General features: G+C 69.4%; 12 protein-coding genes. 3 read left to right on the top strand and 9 right to left on the bottom strand.

What is annotated here, in order from left to right; genetic code table 11:
* Positions 1 to 180: 180 nt before the first annotated feature.
* The 5 genes from K1J60_RS04420 to K1J60_RS04400 all read right to left on the bottom strand — a co-directional run bounded on the left by K1J60_RS04420 (position 181) and on the right by K1J60_RS04400 (position 7,982).
* Positions 181 to 2,238, bottom strand: a complete 2,058-nt coding sequence (locus K1J60_RS04420; RefSeq protein WP_220645008.1) for an RICIN domain-containing protein — start codon at positions 2,236 to 2,238, stop codon at positions 181 to 183.
* A gap of 471 nt (positions 2,239 to 2,709) precedes the next feature.
* Positions 2,710 to 4,725: a beta-galactosidase gene (locus tag K1J60_RS04415; RefSeq protein ID WP_220645007.1), complete on the bottom strand. Its 2,016-nt coding sequence runs from the start codon at positions 4,723 to 4,725 to the stop codon at positions 2,710 to 2,712.
* A gap of 47 nt (positions 4,726 to 4,772) precedes the next feature.
* Positions 4,773 to 5,657, bottom strand: coding sequence for a carbohydrate ABC transporter permease (locus tag K1J60_RS04410; protein ID WP_220645006.1), 885 nt, complete (start codon positions 5,655 to 5,657; stop codon positions 4,773 to 4,775).
* Positions 5,654 to 6,634 carry a carbohydrate ABC transporter permease gene (locus K1J60_RS04405; protein WP_220645005.1) on the bottom strand — a complete coding sequence of 327 codons (981 nt, stop codon included), beginning with the start codon at positions 6,632 to 6,634 and terminating at the stop codon, positions 5,654 to 5,656. Before K1J60_RS04405 ends, K1J60_RS04410 begins: the two co-directional genes overlap by 4 nt.
* 37 nt (positions 6,635 to 6,671) lie before the next feature.
* The gene (locus K1J60_RS04400; protein WP_220645004.1) at positions 6,672 to 7,982 is read right to left on the bottom strand and encodes an ABC transporter substrate-binding protein; all 1,311 of its coding nucleotides are present in this window, start codon (positions 7,980 to 7,982) and stop codon (positions 6,672 to 6,674) included.
* Between the two features lie 507 nt (positions 7,983 to 8,489).
* Here K1J60_RS04400 and K1J60_RS04395 point away from each other — a divergent pair.
* Positions 8,490 to 9,527: a LacI family DNA-binding transcriptional regulator gene (locus K1J60_RS04395; RefSeq protein ID WP_220645003.1), complete on the top strand. Its 1,038-nt coding sequence runs from the start codon at positions 8,490 to 8,492 to the stop codon at positions 9,525 to 9,527.
* Between the two features lie 251 nt (positions 9,528 to 9,778).
* A complete protein-coding gene (locus K1J60_RS04390; protein WP_220645002.1) occupies positions 9,779 to 11,839 on the top strand; it encodes an RICIN domain-containing protein in 2,061 nt (686 codons plus the stop codon).
* A 698-nt stretch (positions 11,840 to 12,537) separates the two neighbouring features.
* Here the strand turns inward: K1J60_RS04390 and K1J60_RS04385 are convergent.
* A complete protein-coding gene (locus tag K1J60_RS04385; RefSeq protein WP_220645001.1) occupies positions 12,538 to 13,827 on the bottom strand; it encodes a cellulase-like family protein in 1,290 nt (429 codons plus the stop codon).
* Positions 13,828 to 13,985: 158 nt separating this feature from the next.
* Between K1J60_RS04385 and K1J60_RS04380 the strand changes: the two genes are divergently transcribed.
* Positions 13,986 to 16,034 carry a glycoside hydrolase family 2 protein gene (locus K1J60_RS04380; protein ID WP_220645000.1) on the top strand — a complete coding sequence of 683 codons (2,049 nt, stop codon included), beginning with the start codon at positions 13,986 to 13,988 and terminating at the stop codon, positions 16,032 to 16,034.
* Positions 16,035 to 16,101: 67 nt separating this feature from the next.
* Here K1J60_RS04380 and K1J60_RS04375 read toward each other — a convergent pair whose 3' ends face one another.
* Genes K1J60_RS04375 through K1J60_RS04365 form a run of 3 tightly spaced genes read right to left on the bottom strand, consistent with a single transcriptional unit; the run spans position 16,102 to position 19,357 of the window.
* Positions 16,102 to 17,031 carry a carbohydrate ABC transporter permease gene (locus K1J60_RS04375; RefSeq protein ID WP_398683110.1) on the bottom strand — a complete coding sequence of 310 codons (930 nt, stop codon included), beginning with the start codon at positions 17,029 to 17,031 and terminating at the stop codon, positions 16,102 to 16,104.
* The gene (locus K1J60_RS04370) at positions 17,028 to 18,008 is read right to left on the bottom strand and encodes a carbohydrate ABC transporter permease (protein ID WP_220644999.1); all 981 of its coding nucleotides are present in this window, start codon (positions 18,006 to 18,008) and stop codon (positions 17,028 to 17,030) included. Before K1J60_RS04370 ends, K1J60_RS04375 begins: the two co-directional genes overlap by 4 nt.
* Positions 18,008 to 19,357, bottom strand: a complete 1,350-nt coding sequence (locus K1J60_RS04365; protein WP_220644998.1) for an ABC transporter substrate-binding protein — start codon at positions 19,355 to 19,357, stop codon at positions 18,008 to 18,010. The genes K1J60_RS04370 and K1J60_RS04365 overlap by 1 nt, the downstream gene beginning before the upstream one ends.
* Between the last annotated feature and the right edge of the window lie 56 nt (positions 19,358 to 19,413).

Below are 19,413 nucleotides of genomic sequence, written 5' to 3'. Positions count from 1 at the left end.
TCGCAGAACTCATTTCCGTGGAGGTGGAGTAGAAGGTCTTCTTGGCACCGCGCTACGCCGACGGCCGTGGCGGGAGCACGGCTGTGACCGATGGACGCGTACGGATCAGGGATGGCCGGGCTCGTGGGCTTGGTCGTCGAGCCCGGTCGGCGGGGTGCCGCCCCCTGCCCTCGCGTCAGGTCAGTTGATGCGGACGATCTTCCAGAGCTGGTCGTCGAGGCTGAGGCTGCTCCACTGGACGATGGCTGCGCCGTCGGCGGTGGAGGACTGGGCGACGCCCGCGACGAGGGTGCTGTTCACGTTCCGGAGTCGGTAGTAGCCGTTGCCGGCGTCGATGAGGGTCCACTTCTGGGAGTCGGCGCCGGAGGGCGTGTTCTGGACGACGGCCGCTCCGGCGGTGCTGGAGGAGCTGCGGATGTCGAGGTTGAGGTTGCTGGTGACGTTCTTGATGCTCCAGGCGCCGCCGCCGGCGGACTGGAAGGTGAACAGCTGGCAGGCACAGGCGGAGTTGCGCCACTGCTGGGCGGCGGTGTTGGTGGCGGTGGAGCCGGCCGGGATGTCGAGGTACCTTCCGCTGTTCTTGTTGACGAGGACGTACTGCCCGGTGCCCAGCGGCGGCAGGGCGGTCTGGGTGAGGTTCCAGCGCTGGCAGGCGCAGTCGGTGCTGCTCCACTGGGCGACGGTGGTGCCGGTGGTGGTGGAGGCGCCCGGTACTTCGAGCAGTTTGCCGGTCACGCGGTTGGTGACGGTGTAGCCGCCGGCGGGGTGGGGGGCGACGGCCCATTCGTGGTCGAGGGTGCCGTTGTCGTCCCACTGAAGGATGGTGGCGCCGTTGGCGGTGGACTGGTTCTGGACGCCGAGGACCTTGCCGCCGGCGACGTTGAAGATCTTGAAGTAGCCGGAGGGCTGCCGGGCGAAGCGCCACTGCTGGTTGGTGGAGGTGGTCGGGGTCTGCTGGGTGGCGGGGGTGCCGTTGGTGGTGGAGCCGCCCGCGATCGTGAGGTTCAGGTCGCTGCCCGCGTTGGAGGCGGTGTAGGTGGCGCCGTCGGAGATCCCGCCGCCCAGATCGATCGTGCTGTACTGGATGGGGTTGAGGGTGCTCACGCCGTTGCGGCCTCCGGTGAACACCATCAGGCTGTGTCCGTCGGTCAGGGGGAGCAGGCCCCGGCTGTAGCCGCGGGGGACGTTGGCGCGGATACGGGTCCAGGCGCTCGGGTCACCGTTCTGGGTGTTGAGGAACAGGTCTTCCTCGGTGTCGCCGCTGACGGCGAGCGTGCCGTTCGGGCCGCCGGTGGGCAGCCAGGTGACGAAGGGTGCCCCGCTGGGGATGGTGCCGTCGGTCGCCCGCAGCACCCGGCCGGTGACGGAGCCGAACGCCTCGGGGTCCGAGGAGATCTTGTAGTAGACGGAGCACCTGCCCTCGGGGGCGTTGCAGTACTCGTGGACCATCACGTAGTTGCCGTTGGGCAGCCGGGTGACCACCGGCATGCCCGGCCGGTCCGCGTAGGTGGGCATCGACACGTCGTCGACGACCGGGCCCCAGGTGCGCAGGTCCGTGGAGACCTGGTGGACGATCTCCTGGCCGTGGGCGGTGTCGCGCTGGTCGGAGTAGTAGACGATGAGTTTGTCACCGGACACCAGGAAGTAGGGCTCCCAGACAGGGGTGTAGCCGTTGCTGGATATCGCCCGTCCGCCGGTGGCGATGTTGCTGACGAAGGTCCAGGTCTGCCCTCGGTCGGTGCTGGCGTACAGGTCGATCTTGGTGGCCGCGCGGTCGGCGGGGACGGAGTCACCCGCGGCCAGGATGGTCCCGGCGGGGAAGCCGCCCATGGCCCTGGGCAGTTCGAACAACTCGGGCTCCCAGCGCATGCCCCAGCCGTTCTGGGTGTCGGCGACCTCGGAGATCTTCGTCCAGGAGGTGCCGTTGTCGGTGCTGCGATAGATGGGGAAGACCGGCTTGCTGTTGGTCCACTGCTCGAAGGTGGCGAGGATGGTTCCGTTGGCCGAGCCGTTGTGCTGCAGACGCAGGGCTCGCGGGTACAGCGAGCCGGGGGCGGGCGCGTCCGGCGGCGGGGTGTACAGGGTCTGGGCGGGGCGGGAGAGGGCGTCCACTCTGCCCGCGGCGGGCAGGACCAGTGTCGCCGCAGCCATGACAAGGGCGAGCAGGAGGAACAGGAAAGAGGCGAGCGGGGGACGTGACGGGGCGCCGGGTCTGGCACCTGGCTGTACGAAGGACATGTGCGGCTCCCGAGCGGGAAGGGAAGGAAGGGTGTTTCGGCGTCCGCCGTCCTGGTACAGATCCGGATCGGCGCGGCGGAGTTCGTTGGGCGCGTAGCCCGGGGAGCAACCCGGGGCGCCGCAGGGCGCTGTACCTGAGGGTGGGACGAGCACGGCACTGCTGGGGCGGGGAAGGCGCCCCGGCGGAGGGGCCCGCGGGGCAGTGGAATGTGGGGGGGGGCAGAGGGAGGGCGGGGGCGCGGTGGAACCGCGGACGATGATGTGGGCGGGTGGGTCGTTCGCCGGTGGCGGTTCGGTGTCGGGCTTCTCGACGGCGTGCACAAGAAGCTGGATTTCTTGGCGTGATGCGGCTTCGAAGGGCCGGCGGACGGTGGCCAGGGGGCGGGGAGACGTAGGCGGAGACGCGGTGCACCGGGCCCTCGCCGAAGTCGGGCTCCCGCGACATCGGCGGCCCAGGAACCGCGCTCTGGGTCAGCGTGGCTCGCGGATGACGGCGACGCCTCCCGGTGGAACCCTGACAGCGCCGGAGACCGGCGAGCCGCTGAGGAGTTCGACGCCTTCGCTGAGCACTTCGGCACCCTTTCCGGTGTGGTCGATGAGGAACAGATAGTCGGCCTCCGCGCCCCGGCGCCGGACGACCTCGACCCCTGCGGGTGCGTCCTGCTCCGGTGTGACGCCGGCGTCCTGACGGATGCGGTCGAGCAGGGCGGCGAGCGTGCCCTGGTCGGGGCGGGTGGCCAGATACCAGGCGGTGCCGTCGCCGTGCCGGTGGCGGGTGACGGCGGGGTGGCCGGCCAGTGGGCCGTCGGCGTGGGAGACGACGGCCTGTGCGCCGGCGAGCCGGACGCGTTCCGACCACAGGTCGGCGGTGGCGGCCGGAGGCACGTCGCCGGTCAGGCCGGTCGTCTCGCCCGGCAGCAGGGGGAAGAGCTCGTCGGTGACCACGCCGAGGACATCGCGGAAGGCGCCGGGGTAACCGCCCGGGTACACATGGCAGTTCTCGTCGACCATGCCACTGTGGAAGCCGACGGCAAGAGTGCCCCCGCGTTCGGTGAACCGGGTGAGGTTCGCCGCGGCCGCTTCCGTGACCAGGTACAGCGAGGGTGCCAGGACGAGTTTGTAGCGGTCGAGTCCGGGATCGTCGGGGTGTACGAAGTCGACGGCGACCCCGGCCCGCCACAGGGGGGTGTACCAGTCCCGTACCAGGTCCTGGTAGCGCAGTTCGCCGCTCGGCTGGGAGGGGAGTTCCAGTGCCCAGCGGGCGTTCCAGTCCCACACGATCGCCACCTGTGCCGTGCTGGTGGAGTCCCGCACCTCGGCCAACGTCCGCAGGTCGGCGCCGAGTTGGACGACGTCACGCCAGATCTGGCTGTCGGTGCCGGCGTGCGGGAGCATCGCCGAGTGCCACTGCTCGGCGCCCGCCCTGGCCGCCCGCCACTGGAAGAACGCGATGCCGTCGGCGCCGTGGGCCACGTGCGCGAGCGCGTTGCGGCGCATTTCCCCGGGGAGCTTGGCACGGTTGACGGGCTGCCAGTTGACGGCTCCGGTCGAGTGCTCCATGAGGAACCACGGGCCGCCCGCGAGCGAACGCATCAGGTCGCCGTGGAGGGCGATGTCGACCTCGGGCTCCCGGTCGTCGGACAGTAGGTAGTGGTCGTTGGAGAGGACGTCCAGTTCGGGTGCCCAGCGCCAGTAGTCGAGAGCGTCGATGGTGCGCAGGACCAGGAAGTTGGTGGTCGCGGGGGTGTCCGGAGCGGCCCGCCGCAGTACCTCGCGTTCGGCGGTGCACAGGGAGAGCAGTTCGTCGGAGCAGAAACGGCGCCAGTCGAGCCGCTGGGTGGGGTTCGGGGGAGCCGGGGTGGTGCGGGGCGGCAGGATCTGGTCCCACGAGTAGTACCACTGGCTCCAGAAGGTGGTGCCCCAGGCGTGGTTGAGGGTGTCCAGATCATTGTCGTATCGGGCGCGCAGCCAGGCGCGGAAGGCGGCGGCGCTGGTGTCGCAGTAGCAGGCGTCGTTGTGGCAGCCGTACTCGTTGTGGACGTGCCACATGGCGACGGCCGGGTGGGTGGCGTAGCGCTCGGCGAGGGCTTCGGTGATCCGCAGCGCCGCTCGGCGGTAGGCGGGGCTGGACGGGCAGAAGGTCTGGCGGCTGCCGTACGTCAGTCGGCGGCCGTCCTTGTCGACCGGCAGGGCTTCCGGGTGCTCGACGAAGAACCAGGCCGGCGGGGCCGCCGTGGGGGTGGCCAGGTCGGCGGCGATACCGTTGGCCTGGAGCAGGTCGAGGATCTTGTCCATGCGGGCGAAGTCGTAGACGCCCTCGGACGGTTCGAGCAGCGCCCAGGAGAAGATGCCGACGCTGACCATGGTCACCCCGGCCTCGCGCATCAGGCGCATGTCCTCGGCCCAGACCTCCTCGGGCCACTGTTCGGGGTTGTAGTCACCTCCGTAGGCGATTCCAGGTGTGCGAAGACGGCGTGCGGTACTCACTGGTGATGCTCCGGGAGGGGTGTAGGGGAGGGGCAAGTGGGGGTGTGTCAGCCCTTGTTGGCGCCCAGCGTGAGGCCGCTGACGAACTGCCGCTGCAGCACGAAGTAGACGATCAGCGTCGGGATCGCGGTGAGCAGGGCGCCTGCCGCGACCAGGTTCGGGTCGGTGAAGTACGCCCCGGTGAGGTTGTTCAGGGCCGAGGTGATCGGCATGTTCTCTCCGGTGGAGATCAGGACCAGGGCCCAGAAGAAGTCGTTGTAGATCCAGATGGAGAGCAGAGTGGCCAGGGCCGCCATGGCCGGGCGGCACAGCGGGAGCACGATCTGCCAGTACTGCCGCCACACCGAGGCGCCGTCGACGAGCGCGGCCTCGGTCAGTTCGTGCGGGAGCGAGCGCATGTAGTTGCTGAGCACGAAGGCGCAGAAGCCGGACTGGAAGGCCACGTGGATCAACACCAGGCCGAGCGCGGAGTCGTAGAGCTTGCCGCTCATCGTGATGCCGGGCAGGTCGATGAGCAGGTACAGGCGGTACAGCGGGGTGATGACGACCTGCTGCGGGAGCAGGTTGCCGGCGGTGAAGACCAGCAGCAGGGCGAGGTTGAGGCGGAAGTCGAAGCGGCTGACGTAGAAGGCGACCATCGACGACAGGAACAGCGTCACCAGCACCGCCGGCACGGCGATGATCACCGTGTTGACGAAGTAGTGCCCCATGTCCGACTGCGTGAAGGCATTCGTGAAGTTGTCGAAGCTCAGCTTGTCGGGCCAGGACACATAGCCCTTCTCGCTGGTCTCCGCGTACGACCGCATGGCCGAGTACAGCGCCCAGAGCAGCGGCGCGAGCCACGCCGGCGCGGCGCCCGCGAGGAAGACGTGCAGCAGGATCCGGGCGGGCCGGACGGGCGTACGGACCTTGGTCATGACGGTGGAGCTCATGCGCGCCGCTCCTTCCGGAAGGTGGCCACCAGGTAGGGGATGATCACGGCGAGGGAGATGACCAGGAGGACGACGGCGATGGCCGATCCGTAGCCGATCCGGCTGGACTCTCCGATGATGTTGTTGGTGACGAGGATGGAGAGCAGTTCGGTGCCCTCGGCGCCCTTGTTGAAGACGTAGACGAGGTCGAAGGCGCGCAGGGCCTCGATGATGGTGACGACCAGCACGACGGTGTTGGTCGGCCGCAGGGTCGGGAAGATGACGTTCTTGAACGTCTGCCACTCGTTGGCGCCGTCCAGGGCGGAGGCCTCGCGCAGGGAGGGGTCGACGCCCTTCAGGCCGGCCAGGTAGAGGATCATCATGTAGCCGGTGTGGCGCCAGGAGGCGGCGATGAGGATGGCCCAGAGGTTGAGGTCCGGGTCGCCGATCCAGTCGATGTAGCGGCCGGGCTCGTTGGCGCCGATGATGCTGTTGATCAGGCCCGTGTCCGGGTTGTAGACCAGCTGCCAGACGAACCCGATGACTGCCATCGACAGCACGACCGGCAGGAAGAACGCCGTCTGGTAGACCCGGCTGAACCGGATGTTCTTGTCCAGCTGCACGGCGAGGAACAGGCCGAGCGGCGTGGGGAGCGCGATCAGGACGACGAACCAGATGACGTTGTGCTCGACGGCGGGCCAGAACTGCGGGTTCTGCTCGAAGAGTTCCTCGAAGTTCCGGAGTCCGACCCACTGGATCGAGTCGAAGCCGATGCCGTCCCAGGTGGTGAAGGCGAGGGCGATGGAGGCCAGGGCGGTGACCCAGACCAGTGCCACGTGCAGGATCGTCGGCAGGCCGGCCATCAGGCCGAGCGCGATCCGGTCGCGGCGGGTCAGCAGGCGCTGGTGGCCCTGCGGAACCCGCCTCTTCGGCGTCGCGGCGCCCGGAGGCGGCGCCGCGGCCGCCTCCGGGATCTTCGTGGTCGTGTCGGAGCTCATGGTGTCGGTGTTCATCCGCTTCAGAAGGGGGTCGGGCTCAGCCGGACGCGAAGATCGTCTTCTTCTGGCGCTCGATCGAGGACAGCAGGCTGTCGATGCCCTTGGGGTCGCGGATGAACTTCTGGAGTGCGGGCTGCATCACCGTGGAGGTGAAGTCGGGCCGACTGTCCCGGTCCATGAACTGGGTGAGGTGCTTCGCCTGCGCGATCATGTCGTAGCCCTTCTTCTGAAGGGCGCTGTAGCCGGAGGTGTCGGCTTTCGTGGAGGCGGCGATAAGGCTCGGGTCGGCCTTGAGGTAGATCTCCTCGGCCTGTGGCGTGCCCAGGAATTCGAGCAGCTTGACGGAACCGGCGTGGTTCTTGGGCTTCTTGCTGAGCATGATGCCGTCGGTCGGTGCCTCCACGGTGTCCTGGCCGTAGGCCGGGTCTATCTCGGGGAAGGCGAAGAAGTCGAGGTCGTCCAGGTCCGCCTTGTCGGTGAACTGCTGGGCCACGAACATGCCGAGCATATACATGCCGGCCTTCTTCGCCACCAGAGTCTGGGCCGCGTCCTGCCAGGTACGGCCGACCGCGCCCTCCTGGTGGTAGGGGAGGGTCTCGGCCCAGGTGTCGAAGACCTTGCGGACCTTCGCGTCGGTCCACGAGGCCCTGCCCGCCATCAGCTCGACATGGAAGTCGTAGCCGTTGAGGCGGAAGTTGATCTGGTCGAAGGAGCCCATCGCCGGCCAGGCGTCCTTGTCGCCGTACGCGATCGGGACGAGGCCGTCCTTCTTCATCCGCTTGCACAGGGCGAGGTACGCGTCCCACGTGGTGGGGACCTCGTAGCCGTACTGCTGGAAGACACTCTTGCGGTAGAAGACCGCCCACGGGGACGTGGTGAGGGGTACCAGGTAGTACTTGCCGTCCTGCCCCTTGCTCAGGTCGTGCATCGCCGAAGGGAAGTTACCGCCGATCGTCTTCCACACGTCGTCGATCGGGGAGGCGAGCCCCTTGGCCGCGAAGAACTGCATCCGATAGCCGGCGAACCACTGGAACACGTCGTCCGGGGTGCCTTGCAGATAGGTGTTGATCTGCTCCTGGAAGGTGTTGTGGTCCTTGGTGTTGATGTCGACGGCGATCCCGGACTGCTTCGTGAAGGCCGCGTAGACGTCGGCGTACCCCTTCTTCGGGACGGCGTCGGACGCGTTGGAGCCCACGGTGACCGTCTTGGTGCCCGACGACTCGGAACTGTCGGCGCAGGCACTCAGCAGGGGGATGCCGGCCCCCAGTAGCGCGGTTCCGCCAAGCCCGCGGAGCACGGTGCGGCGGCTGGTGCCAGGCATGGGCCGACCAAGGGATGAATGGTGCATTTTGACTCCTGACAGGGCTGGCGGTACCCAGGCGTGGCGCGTCAGCCGGAAGAGGGGAGGCGGAGAGACAGCCGCTGAGCGATCAGAACCAAACACGATCGAACAAGTGCGATCGGTGGACGCCAGGAAGCGTGAACGCTCCGTGTACTGGATGTCAAGATGCCGCGTCCGGCGATTTGCGCGGGATACAGGTCCGATCGGGGCCCGGTATGCGGGCAGTCGGAGCCGACGGGCGGGACCGCCCCGGCTGGCCGTCGCGTCGTTCCGAAGCGAGAGAACGCCTCTTGAACTGCGGTGATGAAGGGCGGGCGCGTTTCCTGGGAGCGCCTGCGGCAACCCCTCCGCCCGGCTGCGGGCCCCGACGTCCGCTCGCGTCGGAGGCAAGTGGCGTTGCGAAAACCCTTGACGTGCGATCGGTGGATGCGTAGACATTGACCGCGCGGTCAGACCGCGCGGTCATTCAATTGACCTCGTTCGATGGCGAACACACGGCCATGAGGAGACTTCATGACAGCAGGGGTGGAGCGGGGTGTCGGCTCCTCCGCGCCGCGTAGTGAGGACGTGGCCAGGCTGGCCGGTGTCTCGCGCAAGACGGTCTCCCGGGTCCTCAACGACGAACCGTATGTCTCCGAGGAGTCCCGCCGGCGTGTCCTGGCGGCCGCCGAGGAACTCGGCTACCGGCTGAACCACGCGGCCAGGGCACTGGCCTCCGGCCGTACCCGGTCCATCGGTGTGGTCGCCCTGGCAACAGCCGGGTACGGAACCGCCTCCCTGCTGGTGGGCATCGAACAGGCCGTACGGGACGCCGGTTACGCGCTGCGCGTGGTCAACACCCCCGACGGCGACCCGCGCAGCATCGCCGGCGCGCTGGAGTCACTCCTGGAGCAGGGAGTCGACGGCATCGTCGTCTCCGTACCCATCGTCGAAGGAGAGGTCCCGCTCGGTGTCGACGTACCGGTCCTCTTCGTCGGAGCGCCACCCGCCTTCACCGCCACCCGGACACTGACCGTCGGCGTGGGCGCCCATCAGCTGGCCCGTGCGGCCACCGAACACCTGCTGGACCTGGGACATTCGACCGTCCATCACCTCGCCGGACCGCGCCGGTGGTACGCCACCAAGGACCGCATCGAGGGATGGCAGGCGGCGCTGGCGGATCGGGGCGCGCACGAACCGCCCGTGCTGAACGGCGACTGGTCGGCTGCCTCCGGGTACGCCGCGGGCCTCGGCCTGGCCTCGGACCGATCGGTCACCGCGGTGTTCGCCGCGGGCGACGAGATGGCCATCGGACTCATCCACGGTCTGCGGGAAAACGGCCGCCGTGTGCCGGAGGACGTCAGCGTGGTCGGCTTCGACGGCAACCCCGTCTTCGCCTACGTCTCACCGCCCCTGACCACCGTCCGCCAGCCCTTCGAAGCCGCGTCGCACCATGGGATCCAGCTTCTTGTGCACGCCATGGAAAAGCCCGACACCGAACTGCCGCCGACGATCGACCCACCCGTCGAACTGATCGTCCGCGGTTCCACCGCACCCCCGCCCTCCCCCTGATCCACCCCGCCCCGCCCTCCCCCTGATCCACCCCGCCCGTGCCACTGCTCCGGCGCACCCACACGCCCGGGCGCTCCACCTCCACCGTTTCGCGCTTGTCGCGCCGCGCCACCCCCGCGCTCGCGCGCCCGCGCCCGGCAGTGTCGCCCGGCTGTCCGCCGGGCCACGCGCCCAACGAACTCCGCCGCGTCACCCTGAGCCGTTCCGAGCCGGCGGCGGACACCGCAACACACCTTCCCCTGGGAGCCGCAATGTCCCCTGCGCAGACAGGCGCCAGACCTGGCGCCGCTCCGCGTTCCCGTCCCGTCTTCTTCCTGTCCCTGGCTTTCGTCCTGCTCGTCGCGGCGGTGGCCATGGTCATGCCCGCCGGCCGCGCGGATGCCCTGGCCCGCCCCTCGCAGACGATGTACACCCCGCCGTCCGGTGCGCCCTCGCCCGGGTCGCTCTACCCGCGGGCCATGCGGATGCAGCACAACGGCTCCGCCAACGGCACCCTCCTCGCGACGTTCGAGCAGTACACCTCCGGCACGCCGGTCTTCCCCATCTACCGCAGTACGAACAACGGCAGCTCCTGGACGAAGATCTCCGAGGTCGCCGACACCCAGAACGGCTGGGGCATGCGCTGGCAGCCCGAGCTCTACGAGCTGCCCACGGCGGTGGGCGGCTTCCCCGCGGGAACCATCCTCGCCGCCGGGGCTTCCGTACCCGCCGACCGCTCGGCCATCAAGATCGATGTCTATGCCAGCACCGACCGCGGACAGACCTGGAGCTTCGTCAGCAACATCGCCACCGGCGGCCAGGCATTCGACCAGAACGGCAATGGCAACACTCCCGTGTGGGAGCCGTTCTTCCTCCACGCCAACGGCAAGCTGATCGTCTACTACTCCGACCAGCGCGACCCCGACCACGGCCAGAAGCTCGTCCACCAGGTCACCACGGACCTCCGCAACTGGGGCCCGGTCGTGGACGACGTGGCGATGCCCACCTACAGCCAGCGCCCGGGCATGGCCACCGTCGCGAAACTGCCCAACGGCAACTACGTCATGACGTACGAGTACGGCGGCTCGCCCTCGGGCAACTTCGCCGTCTACTACAAGATCTCCGCCGACCCGGAGGCCTTCGACTCCGTCACGGGCATTCCCCTGCGATCGACGGACGGCGCGGTCCCCACCAGCACCCCGTACATCACGTGGCTGCCCACCGGCGGTCCGAACGGCACGCTCGTCGTCGGCGCCTACAGCACCAGCGACCTGTTCCTCAACACGCAGAACGGCGCCGCGAACACCTGGACGCGCATCCGCTCCAACGTCGCCAACGGATACAGCCGCGGCATGGTGCCCCTGTCCGACGGCCACAGCCTGCTCGTGCTCAGCGGCGGCAACGGAGGCGGCAACCTCTCCAACCCCGTCACCTACAGCACCATCGACCTGGGCGGCGGCATCTCGGACGGTGCCACCTACACCATGTCGAACGCGGGCTCCAGCCTCATGCTGAGCATCGCGGGCGGCTCCACCACCAACGGCACGAACGCCACCCAGCAGAACGCCGACAACGCCACCGACCAGCAGTGGCGCTTCGTGCAGCAGAGTTCGGGCTACTTCAAGATCTTCAACGTCGCCAGCGGCAAGGTCCTGGGCGTGGAGAACCAGTCCACGGCCAACGGCGCCAAGATCCTCCAGTGGGACGACAACGGCACCCTGGACCACGAGTGGGCCGTCGCCCCGCACCAGGCCGGCGGGTACACCATCACCAACCGGGTGACCGGCAAGCACCTGGAGATCCCGAGTGCCTCCACCGCGGTCGGCACCGCCGCCGTCCAGTGGAGCGGCACCAGCTGCGCCTGCCAGCGCTGGAACCTCACCCAGACCGCCCTGCCGCCGCTGGGCACCGGGCAGTACGTCCTCGTCAACAAGAACAGCGGGAGGTACCTGGACATCCCGCAGGGTTCGACCGCCACCGACACGGCGGCCCAGCAGTGGCAGAACTCGGCCTGTCTCTGCCAGCTGTTCACCTTCCAGTCCGCCGGCGGCGGAGCCTGGACCATCAGGAACGCCAACAGCAACCTGAACCTGGACATCCGTAACGGCTCCACCACCGCCGGAGCCGCCGTCGTCCAGAACACGCCGTCCGCCGCCAACTCGCAGAAGTGGACCCTCACCGACGCGGGCAACGGCTACTACGCACTCAAGAACGTGGGCAGTGGCTTCAACGCCGCCGTCGCCCAGTCCTCCACCAGCAACGGCGCGGCAGTCGTGCAGTGGAACGCCCTGGACCTCGACGACCAGCTCTGGAAGATCGTCCGCATCAACTGAGTGGCCGCGGATGGTGCGGAGAGCGGGCGTGTGTCCACGCCCGCTCTCCGTGTTGGCCAGGCGGAGCGCATGTCCCTGCCCGTCCCCTCGTGATCGGTACGGTGGGTCGAGGACGGCTGGAGGACCCGCGTGGTGCCTGGGTCGCCGTGCAGGTGAGCGCCTTCGGCTTCCTGTACGGCCCGGCGGCGGTCGGTTCGGTGGCCGGCTCGACTGGCCGCCCAGGACCCGCAGTTCGCCCGCGGCAGGTGCCCGCCCAGGGAGGCCGTGACCAGCGGGCGGAAGGCGATCGGTGTGGGGCGGCTCCGGCGCGGCCCCTGGCCACCGGGCCCGTCAAGTGGGTGCTGCCCGGCGGGGCCACGCCCTTCATGTCCTGGGGGCAGCGGGCCGCGATCCTGAAGCAGGCCAAGAACCCTGCCGCGGCCAAGCTCCACTCGACCGGCGGCTGTCCACCGGGGAACAGCAGGCCGCCACCAACGGCCGGCCGGTCCGTACGGATGTCACCCCGCCGACGGGTCTGAAGCCCATCCGGCAGTACCCGAACGCCGACCTCGACGGATTCCCCCGCTCCATGGCCGACCGTGCAGGCCGTCCTCGTGGTCGACGGGCGGCCTGCCAGGCGGGTACCGGTTCCGGCGCGGGGTCCGGTCATCTCGCGCGTCGTGGGACCACCGGCGTCCCCGGCCGCCGCCGGGGCGTGATCAGGCCGCGGTGATACGGGCGTTGACCCGCCGCATCCAGTCCCGGTCGGTGTGCCACATGGGGTGGTGCGGGGCCGCGTTGGAGGTCAGGACGACGCCCTGGAAGCCCGCGGCGAGGCAGCGGTCGACGACGAACTCGGCGACGTCCTTGCCGACGGCGTCCTCCTCGAAGCGTGTCAGCAGCGGGGTGTAGCCCACGACGCCTTCGCCGAGGACGGCGGGGATGCCACGGTGACGGGCGAAGTCGGCGACGGAATCGACCCATCCGGCCAGCGTGTCCCGCATGGCCTGCCGGTGGGCCGGATAGTTCTCGTAGAGCCACAGGTCCCAGCGGTCGGGGTCGACCCAGTCGTGTGCGTAGAACAGTTCGCGCGGGATTCCGGTGGCGGCCAGTCGCCAGGGTTCGTCCGGCTGGTAGTCGGCGAAGGCGGGCGCGTCGGGGCGCAGCATGGCGGCCAGTTCGGGGGTGGGCCAGGTGGCCGTCTCGGGTGCCGCCTCGGTGCCGTGCCCGAGTCCGACCGCCTCGTAGAGCGCGCCGAGCACGCCGTAGACGTAGAAGTGGAAGTGCGCGATCTGCGCCCCCTCCGGCAGGTCGTCGATCTCGCTCGGCCAGGGCTCGCCCAGCGAGTAGGTGACGGGGATGCCGGGGTGGCGGGCCCGCAGCAGCTTCACGGCACGGTCGAGCGGGCCGCGCAGATAGGCGTAGTGGGTGGCGCCGTCGCGCGGTACCAGGGAGCAGTTGTCGACCTCGTTGTGCACCTCGACGTAGGCGACGTGGTCGGCCAGCCCGCGCTCGGTGAGGAAGTCGAGGAGGTCGGCGAGGGCTTCGGCCACCGCCTCCGCGCGGTCCGGGCCGGGCACCTCGGCCAGGGCGCGGTGCCAGGCGTCGGTGTCGGCGAAGCTGGGGGACTGCTGGTACTCCCAGGAGGACACGATCACCCTGCAGCCGTGGCGGGCGGCGGCCTCGAACAGCTCGACGAGCCGTCGGCGGCCGTCCAGCGGATAGCCGCCGCGCACGTCGTACCAGCGGGTGCGCTGCCCGAACTCCTCGCCCAGGCCGCGGACCTCGATGGACTCCGGATCGGGGACGCGGCCGGAGAACAGCAGGAAGGGCATGGCGCAGACGCGCACGGTGTTGAAGCCCCGGTCCACGGTCTCGGCGAAGGCGCGGTCGAGGTCGGCGAAGGGCTCGCCGGGTCCTGCCTGTGTGTACCAGCTGAAGTCCCACAGGGTGATGGCGAGTCGGCCCGTGGTCTCGCTCGTGGTCGCTTGTTGCGGTGCGGTGGTCATGAGGTCACCCGTCTTCGTGTGCGGTAGGACGCCGTCGGCGGCTCGACGGCATCACGCTAGCTCAATTCATTATTTATGAATAATCCTTGACGAGGGTGACGGGGTTGTCCAGGCTGTGGGGCGGACGAACACGTATGCGCATCGAGGAGCCGCCTGTCATGACCGAATCCATCCACCCGTCCCGGCGCACCGTCGTCACGGCACTCGGCGCTGCCGCGGTCGTCGCCCTGCCGGCCTGGCCGGAGACGGCGCGAGCGGCGGACGGCGCTGCCGCGGCCGCCGCGAACGGCCCGGTTCTCGACACTCACCCCGTCACGGAACCCTCCGGCACCCATGTGCGCGAGGTCGGCGGCACCAACGTCGTCTTCCAGTACGGCACGGTGCTCCCCGCCTTCGACGGCTGGCGCACGCACGAGCCCACGCGCGACTACCTGTCCCTGGACAAGCGGTGGCGCTTCCGCTTCGACCCCGCCGACCAGGGGCTCGACGAGGGCTGGCAGTCCCCGCGCCACGACGACCGGGCCTGGGACCTCATCGACGTCCCGGCGGCCTGGGACCTGCTGGACACCCCCGGATTCGGCTCGCAGACCGCCCCCTTCGGCCAGGGCACGGCGTTCGCCGACGGCTACGCCTGGTACCGCACCACCGTCGACGTGCCCGCGTCCTGGCGTGCCCGGCACGTACGCGTCGCCTTCCTGGCGGCCGGCTACAGCGCCGAGGTCTGGCTCGACGGCAAGCACCTCGGCAAGCACGAGGGCGCCAACTCCCCCTTCGCGCTTCCGGCGGCCGGCGCCCTCCGGCCGGGGACCCGTCAGACGATCGCCGTGCGGGTCTTCCGCCGGGCGAGCTACACCGACTACACGGCCGCCACTCCGCGGCCGGTCACCGACGACCACGAACTGCCGTACAAGCCGGTGGACTACTGGCCCTACGCGGGTCTGACCCGGTCGGCGTGGATCGAGGCGGTCCCGCAGGTCACCGTCACCAAACTGCTCGTGTCCGCCGCGAACGGGCGCCTGGAGGCACGCGCGGTCGTCGAGAACCACGGCACCTCCGACTTCGACGGCCGGCTCACCCTGGATCCCGGCCGGGGGAGCGGCGCCCGGCCCGCCGTCGTCGCGGCCCGCATCGCCGCCCGGTCGGCGGGCGTCGTACGGGTCGTGGTCCGTATACCCGGCGCGCCGCGCTGGAGCCCGGCCGCGCCGCACACGCTCACCGCCCGCGCCACCCTGACCGCCGGGAGAACCACGGGCCCACGGGTGGACACGCTGTCCACCACCTACGGCGTACGCGAACTGACCGTCGCCGACGCTCAGTTGCGGCTGAACGGCAAGCCGCTGTTCCTCAAGGGCCTCAACTGGCACGAGGAGACGGCCGCGCACGGCAGGGCGATGACACCGGCCGAGTACGACCGGGAACTGGGCCACATCACGGCAGTGGGTGCCAACTTCATCCGCAACTGCGTCTACAACCGCCACCCGTACGTCTACGACTGGGCGGACGAGCACGGCATGCTGGTGATGGACGACATCGACACCATGTGGCTCAACACCCCGCAGGAAAAGCTCCAGACCGAGCGCTACGGCCTCGCCCGCGCCCTGGCCCTGACCATGGCGTGGAACCAGCACAACCACCCCTCGGTGATCCTGTGGGGCCTCCAGAACGAGTCGGAGATCGACCCCGACGGCGCCCCCGTCTACCGGGCCTGGCTCGCCGACCTGAAGGCCGCCGTGAAGGCCGTCGACCTCACCGCCCGCCCTGTGACCTGGGCGTCCAACACGAGCAACGACCCCGCGTTCGACCTCGCCGACGTGATCGGGTTCAACGAGTACTTCGGCTACTTCTACGGCAAGGACGCCGACCTCGGCCCCACGCTGGACGCGGTGCACGCGAAGCATCCCGACAAGCCGATCCTGATCACCGAGAACGGCACCTGGTCCGTGGCCGGCACCCACGGCCCCGCCACCACGCAGGGTACGGAGGAGTGGCAGGCGGCGAGCTTCACCGCGCACTGGGACCAGGTGGCCGCGCGCAGCGAGTTCGTCGCCGGATTCACCTACTGGGTACTCAAGGACTACAAACAGCGGGCCGGATACAACCAGGACTACAACGGCATCTCCGTCATGGGGCTGCTCACCTTCGCCGAGGAGCGGCCCAAGCTCGTGTACGACGCGTTCCGGAAGGCCGTCGATCCCAGGGGCAGGTGACCTTCCGCGGACGCGGTCGTCGGCCACGGTCGCGTGGAGGGGAGGGGCGGGCCGCCCCTCCCCTCGCTCAGCCCTTGACGCTGCCCTGGGTCAGGCCGGAACGCCAGTAGCGCTGGAGGACGAGCATCGCGGCGGCCAGCGGGAGGATCGACAGGAACGCGCCGCCGATCGTGAGCTGGTAGAGCTCGGGATTGCGGTCGGCCGCCGACTGCCAGGTCGTCAGGCCCAGGGTGATCGGGTACTTGCGGTCGTCGGAGAGCATGACCAGCGGCAGGAAGTAGTTGTTCCAGATGCCGATGAACTGGAAGAGGAAGACGGTCACCAGCGCGGGCGTCATCGTGCGCAGCACCAGGGTGCCGAAGATCCGCCAATCGCCGGCGCCGTCGACGCGTGCGGCCTCCAGCATCTCGACGGGCACCGCCGCCTCGGCGTAGATACGGCACAGATACACGCCGAACGGACTGACCACGCTGGGGATCAGCACGGCCCAGTAGGTGTTGGCCAGACCCACCTTGCTGAACAGCAGGTACAAGGGGAGGGCGAGCGCGGTGCTGGGCAGCAGCACACCGGCGAGCACCACCCTGAAGACCGTCTCCCGTCCGCGGAAGCGGTACACGGCAAGGGCGTACCCGGCGGCGCACGCGAGCAGGGTCGCCAGCGCGCCGCCGACCCCCGCGTACAGGAAGCTGTTCCACGTCCAGCTCCAGAACACGCCGTCGTCGTAGGAGAAGACCTGGGACAGGTTGTGCGGCCACTGCGGGTCGGAGAACCACAGGCCGAAACTGCCGAAGAGGTCGGCACCGCTCTTGGTGGAGGCCACCAGCAGCCAGTAGACGGGCAGCAGGAAGTAGAGCGCCGCGACGGTCAGCAGCGCGACGAGCAGGATCCGCGAGGGCCTCACGCCACGGCGCGGCTTGCCGGCCCGACGTCCCGTGGCGGCCCGTGGAGCCCGAGCGGCGGCGGTCGGCTTCCTGACGTCGGGTGTGGACACGCTCACCGTGCATCCCTTCCCTTCCCGCGGTTCACCAGGCTGAGGAAGCCGAACGACAGCACGCTCGCGACGAGGGCGAGGATCACCGACTCGGCCGCGGCGAGGTAGATGTTGTTGTTGGCGAACGCCTCGTTGTAGGCGCTCAGGTTCGGTGTGTACGAACTGGTGACCGACGAGGTCAGCGGCTTGATGACGAGCGGCTCGGCGAAGAGCTGCAGCGTGCCGATGATGGAGAAGACACCGGTGAGGACGAGGGCGGGCCGGGCCAGGGGGAGCTTGATCCGGATCGCCGTCTGCCACGCACCGGCCCCGTCGATGCGCGCGGCCTCGTAGAGCTCCTGCGGGATCGCCTTGAGCTGGGCGACGATCACCAGCATGTTGTAGCCGGCGAACTCCCAGATCACGATGTTGGCGATGGACCACAGCACGTTGTCGTAGCCGAGGAAGTCGGGCGCGAGGCCGACCCTGCCGAGCAGGTCGACGACCGGGCTGACGCCCGGTACGTACAAGAAGCCCCAGAGGATCGAGGCGATGACGCCGGGGACGCCGTACGGCAGGAAGTAGGCGGCTCGCAGGACGCCCGCCCAGCGGTGGGAGAGCGTGTCGAGGGCCAGTGCCAGCGCGGTGGCCAGCAGCAGCATCACGGGGATCTGCACGACGCCGAAGAGCAGCACCCGCGCGAAGCTCTCCAGGAAGGCCGACTGCTGCAGGGCGAGGGAGTAGTTGTCCAGCCCGGCGAAGCCGACGGTGGCCGGACCCAGGCCCAGCGGACCGGAGCGGACCGGCTTGAGCATGCTCTGGTAGACGGCGTAGCCGAGCGGGAGGACGAAGGTGAACAGGAAGAGGGCGACGAAGGGGAGGAGGAACGTCCAGGCCGCCCGGTCCGGGCGAGCGGAGCGCCGGCCGCCCGGTGTCCGTTTCTCCGTCCGTTTCTCCGCTCGGTTCTTCGTCCGGTTCTTCGTCCGGCTGATCGCGGTGCCCATCACGCGCTCCTCGCCTTGAGGCCCTTGGCCAGCAGGTTGTCCACGGTGTTCTTCTGCGCGCCGGCCAGCGTCGCGGCGAGGGAACCGCCTCCGGCCATGGCCGCACCGAAGGCGTCTCCGAACTGGGCGAAGTCGGCGTCCGTGGTGGGGGACCACTTCCAGGAGGTGTCGATGGCCCGGTCGGACGCGGTGAACACGTCGTTGTACCGCTGGCCGCCGAAGAACGGGTCGGGCTTGTCGAGTGCCGATCCGCGGAAGACGCCGGCGGCGGCGGGCCAGCCGTAGCCGACCGAGATGTTCAGGTCCACGGCCTCGGGATCGGTGTTGACCCAGTGCGCGAACCGCAGCGCCTCACGCGGGTGGCGGGTGCCCTGGAGGATGGCGGTGGACGATCCGCCCCAGTTGGCGGAGGCGTTGTCCCCCCGAGTCCACTGCGGCAGGGGAGCGACCCGCCACTTCCCCTTGGTGCCCGGTGCGTTGCTGCGCAGCATGGCGTCGCCCCACTGGGGGCCTACCCAGGCGGAGATCTGTCCGGTCTGGACCTGCCTGAACCAGGCGCTGGACATGTCGGGCCCGACGAACACGAGGTCGTCGCGGACCATCCGCTCCCAGAAGTCGGCCACCTCACGCGAGAGGTCGCTGTTCATGTCGACGATCCAGTCGTCGCCCTCGGTCCGTATCCAGCGCGCACCGCGCTGCCAGCACATCGCGGCGAACCAGCTCGGCTGGTTGGGCGCGAACGTGCATAGTCGGGCGCCGCCGCCTCGGGCCTTCACCACGCGGGCGGCCTGCTCGAACTCGGCCCAGGTGGCGGGCGTTTCGATGCCCCACTTCTCGAAGAGGTCCTTGCGGTAGAAGAGGCCCATCGGGCCCGACGCCTGCGGGATGGTACGGACCCGCCCGTCGAAGACGCCCTGGTTCCACTGCCACGGCACGTAGCTGTCGCGCAGCTCGTCGGCACCGTACGCGCTCAGGTCCGTCAGGCCGTTGACCAGCATGAAGCCGGGAAGCTCGTGATACTCGACCTGCGCCAGGTCCGGCGGGTTCCCGGCCGTCAGCGAGGCGTGCATCTTCTGGTAGCCGCCCTGCACGTTCTGGGGGATGGTCTGCATCTCGACGTGGATGTCGGGGTGCGTCCGGTTCCACAGGTCGACGGTTTTCTGCATCGGCACCCAGGTCCAGAAGACGAGGTTCACCTTCTGTCCGGGGCGGGTGGCCGCCTGCCGGGTCGTGCGGGCGGCTCCCACGGTCTGACCGCAGGCGGTGAGGGCGGGGAGCGTGGCAAGTGCTCCGGTCGCCCCGGCGCCCCATCGGAGCACCGACCTCCGCGAGGGTGGTGAGCTGTTCATGTGTGTCCCTTGCGTCCCTTGTGTCCCTTGTGACTTCTTCGCGGCTCGCTGAGTGC

It is taken from the genome of Streptomyces akebiae, assembly GCF_019599145.1.
GTDB classification, from domain to species: domain Bacteria; phylum Actinomycetota; class Actinomycetes; order Streptomycetales; family Streptomycetaceae; genus Streptomyces; species Streptomyces akebiae.
This window is presented reverse-complemented; position numbering and strand designations above follow the sequence as displayed.

Bases quoted from the DNA above. Each gene is read 5' to 3' on its own strand.
- K1J60_RS04420 (WP_220645008.1), bottom strand. From the start codon at position 2,238: ATGTCCTTCGTACAGCCAGGTGCCAGACCCGGCGCCCCGTCACGTCCC.
- K1J60_RS04410 (WP_220645006.1), bottom strand. From the start codon at position 5,657: ATGAGCTCCACCGTCATGACCAAGGTCCGTACGCCCGTCCGGCCCGCC.
- K1J60_RS04390 (WP_220645002.1), top strand. From the start codon at position 9,779: ATGTCCCCTGCGCAGACAGGCGCCAGACCTGGCGCCGCTCCGCGTTCC.
- K1J60_RS04400 (WP_220645004.1), bottom strand. From the start codon at position 7,982: ATGCACCATTCATCCCTTGGTCGGCCCATGCCTGGCACCAGCCGCCGC.
- K1J60_RS04395 (WP_220645003.1), top strand. From the start codon at position 8,490: ATGACAGCAGGGGTGGAGCGGGGTGTCGGCTCCTCCGCGCCGCGTAGT.
- K1J60_RS04370 (WP_220644999.1), bottom strand. From the start codon at position 18,008: ATGGGCACCGCGATCAGCCGGACGAAGAACCGGACGAAGAACCGAGCG.
- K1J60_RS04385 (WP_220645001.1), bottom strand. From the start codon at position 13,827: ATGACCACCGCACCGCAACAAGCGACCACGAGCGAGACCACGGGCCGA.
- K1J60_RS04380 (WP_220645000.1), top strand. From the start codon at position 13,986: ATGACCGAATCCATCCACCCGTCCCGGCGCACCGTCGTCACGGCACTC.
- K1J60_RS04405 (WP_220645005.1), bottom strand. From the start codon at position 6,634: ATGAGCTCCGACACGACCACGAAGATCCCGGAGGCGGCCGCGGCGCCG.
- K1J60_RS04365 (WP_220644998.1), bottom strand. From the start codon at position 19,357: ATGAACAGCTCACCACCCTCGCGGAGGTCGGTGCTCCGATGGGGCGCC.